The sequence below is a fragment of the Microcystis sp. M_QC_C_20170808_M3Col genome, from assembly GCF_007095505.1.
Taxonomy (GTDB): Bacteria; Cyanobacteriota; Cyanobacteriia; order Cyanobacteriales; family Microcystaceae; genus Microcystis.
Window position 1 is genome coordinate 1 of the sequence record NZ_SFBY01000271.1, and the last position, 2,879, is coordinate 2,879.

Annotated in this window: 5 protein-coding genes; 2 read left to right on the forward strand and 3 right to left on the reverse strand. The window is 44.1% G+C overall.

The annotated features are described in order from the left end of the window. Nucleotides 1-334: 334 nt before the first annotated feature. Nucleotides 335-736, forward strand: coding sequence for an ATP-binding protein (locus EWV84_RS12255; RefSeq protein WP_286823803.1), 402 nt, complete (start codon nucleotides 335-337; stop codon nucleotides 734-736). On the opposite strand, the gene EWV84_RS12260 is transcribed toward EWV84_RS12255, so the two are convergent. Then, nucleotides 733-1,014 (reverse strand): DUF6439 family protein, encoded by a 282-nt coding sequence (locus tag EWV84_RS12260; RefSeq protein WP_287078208.1) that lies wholly within the window; start codon nucleotides 1,012-1,014, stop codon nucleotides 733-735. The two genes, EWV84_RS12255 and EWV84_RS12260, sit on opposite strands and share 4 nt — an antisense overlap. Nucleotides 1,015-1,086: 72 nt before the next feature. Here EWV84_RS12260 and EWV84_RS12265 point away from each other — a divergent pair, with 72 nt between their 5' ends. After that, entirely contained in the window at nucleotides 1,087-1,488 is a 402-nt protein-coding gene (locus EWV84_RS12265; protein ID WP_287078209.1) for a sll0565 family protein, read from the forward strand. Nucleotides 1,489-1,535: 47 nt separating this feature from the next. On the opposite strand, the gene EWV84_RS12270 is transcribed toward EWV84_RS12265, so the two are convergent. Next, nucleotides 1,536-2,150 (reverse strand): pilus assembly FimT family protein, encoded by a 615-nt coding sequence (locus EWV84_RS12270; RefSeq protein WP_287078210.1) that lies wholly within the window; start codon nucleotides 2,148-2,150, stop codon nucleotides 1,536-1,538. After that, nucleotides 2,125-2,634, reverse strand: a complete 510-nt coding sequence (locus EWV84_RS12275) for a type 4 pilin (RefSeq protein WP_287078211.1) — start codon at nucleotides 2,632-2,634, stop codon at nucleotides 2,125-2,127. The genes EWV84_RS12270 and EWV84_RS12275 overlap by 26 nt, the downstream gene beginning before the upstream one ends. Between the last annotated feature and the right edge of the window lie 245 nt (nucleotides 2,635-2,879).

The window sequence follows — 2,879 nt, forward strand, 5'->3', positions numbered from 1 at the left end:
AAAATAAAGCTTATTAAAAGAATAAGTTATGGATTTACCAATTTTGAACATCTTCGACTTAAGCTGTTTGCTTGCTTTAATTCATAACAAAAATTAACACACGAAAACCAGAAGAGCCCCGTCCGTTTTACGGCGGTGAGGATGTCAAAAAAATATCTAATCCATCTCAGAGACAGAAAAGGGGCAGAATATGACTTATTAGGTATGGCAATCAACTAGATCGACGGTTAAGAGACCTTAATCTTTCTGTAAGAGAATAGTCATTGAATAAAAGCTAGAGGTAAAGCCCGTGATTGCTATTTCACTGCCAACAAGCAAACGAAGCTGGAACACCATGAGTTTCGCTTCCACCTTGTATCTTTGTCCGATTTTAGATTTATTGACCGCTAGTATTCCCGAAGAATTAGAACCAGAAATTAGATTAGGATTGCAAGAAGCTTTAGTTAATGCCGCTAAACACGGCAATCATCTCGATCCGGGCAAAACCGTGGTCGTTCACTTTTCCAGCAGTAAAGACGAGTATTCTTGGGTAATTACCGACGAAGGTTGTGGATTTACCCCCCGTTGTCACCATCATGGCTGTAGTTGCGATTGTCCCAATTTTCCCCCCGAAGAAGCGGAAAATGGCCGAGGACTGTGTATATTATATCAAATCTTCGACCAAGTTGACTGGAATCAAAAAGGAACCCAACTGAAACTTTGTAAACAAATTAAACAGGAACGCGGGTTCACCTAATGACCATGACCGTGAGAAGGACAGGGAGGAGCAGAAATTGAGCGATCGAGCCAGCCTGTAGCCTGTTGTAGCCGAGGAAGTGCTTCTTCTGGCTGATTATCTAATAAAAACACCAAAGCCGTCCCTAATTGTTCGGCAGCCCGAGCATTACGATTGGCTTTCAGACGATGCCAGTCAATCGGTGCGATCGCCAAACGTTCCGCCAAAATCCGCGCCAATTCCAGGGTAGATAGATGATCAACAGTCTGAGATGAGGAGGAGACAGGGGATGGAATCATAATCAAAAGGTTTCGTAAAACCGTAAAATCGTCTATAACTATAGTTTAGACGCAGGCAATCGGATCGAGTCCATGTCCTTAGAAGAAAACCCATACCCTAGCGATGAATCGGCAGAATTTACCCAAGCGATTGAAGAAGTCGAAGCGGCGATCGCAGCACTAAAAGACCGTTATCGACAGATCAGCGAAGCAGAACAGCAAAAAAAAGACCTAGAGGCACAATTTAGCCAAATAGAACCCCAATGGCGGGAAAATCCCCTACCTGAACTAGAAAAGGAATTGGTACAAATTCGCGAACAGATTCAAGAATTAGAGGTAATTTTAGAAAGCAATTTACTCAAAGAAGGGGAATTAAAGCGCCTATTCTGGGAAGGAATCCGTCGCGGACTGCTGGGGGAAGTTTTTTGGCAAATTGTCCGCTTTGGTGGTATCGGAGTCTTACTGGGTTGGATTCTGCGATCCTGCAGCGGGTGATTAACTGCACAGGAGTGGGAAGTGGGGAGTGAGGTGTGGGGTACTGATTAGGGTTGGGTTCCATCCAGACGGATTTGACATTTACGGGCATCGAGGTTAGTTAGAGAAGTTCCAGTATAAGTGCCTTGTTTAACTATTCCTAACAGAGAAGCCATAACTATACATTTTTGTTCTTGGTTGGGATAGGGCGCGGCGGAGGCATTGGCGGCGGGATATAATACGATTATCGCTTGGTTTTCCGGCGGAGTAAAGGTTAGCCCTGGTACATGACCCCGAAAGGAAAACTGCACCCCCGGACTGATGCCTAGGAGGGGAAAATTCGTCACCATAAATACTTCCTCCGGCAGACTTAGGGAACCCGCGTTAGCCATCACTAAACAACCCGGCTCACTGGCAATTATTTGCGAGTAAACCGTGGGATTAGTGCCAGTCCCGTTAGTGAAATTAATCGTGCAAATTCTCCCTCGACGCATAGCTTGTCCTTGAGCATCCTGTAGGGCTGATTGCATAGAATCGGTGGCTTCTTGGACCGTATTCCTATTCAACCAAGCTAATAAATTAGGTCCGGTTAAGGCGGCAAGAATTCCCGTAATTGCCAAAGCTACCAAAATTTCTAACAGGGTAAAACCCTGATTTTTATGATGGACATTTAAACGACTCATCGGGAACCACCTCGACAGAACTTTCAGCAATAACATCTTCTTGGTTGGGGTAATCTTTAGTAGTTTTATCTGTTGCTTCGACTCGATAATCAATACGGAGACGATGGGGATTAGCCGATTGGTTAGTAATATCAAAAGTTCGATAGAGAGAATAGTTTTTTTTACCGACAATTGGTCTTGTCTCTACTAATTTTTCCGTCGGTATAGAGGTATTGGTGAGGGTAGTTTCCGTTAGTTGTCTTCTTAAAGCTGTGGCATAACCCTCCGTTCCTGTACACACATCCGTCTTGACATAATTAGGACTGGATTGCACATCTAAACTCGAAGCTAAAGCTTTAACAGACTCGAAGTCTTCTTGAATCCAAAAGTTAGCTTTAGCTTGTCTTTCTGCCCGAACTTTATATAAGGCATTCACTGCCATTAACTGTAAGGTTCCTGTTAAGAAAGCGGTAATAGTTAAAATGGCAATGATCACTTCTAACATCGAGAAACCCGACTCGGACGACGGCAGTTTCAACTGTATCCCCTTTCCTTTTGATTTCACTTTTCAACCCCCCCGTTTTTCCTGAAAACTACTGGCTTTTTTAGCTCTCAACTACAGAGTACCCAATTGACATCCTCACCGCCGTAAACGGACGGCGATTCCCAAACCTCACGATTTAGGTTTCTGCTTCTTTCCCTTGCGGGGTTCCGCACCGGCCTTAACAGATTTACTCTGTTCTGGTCTTA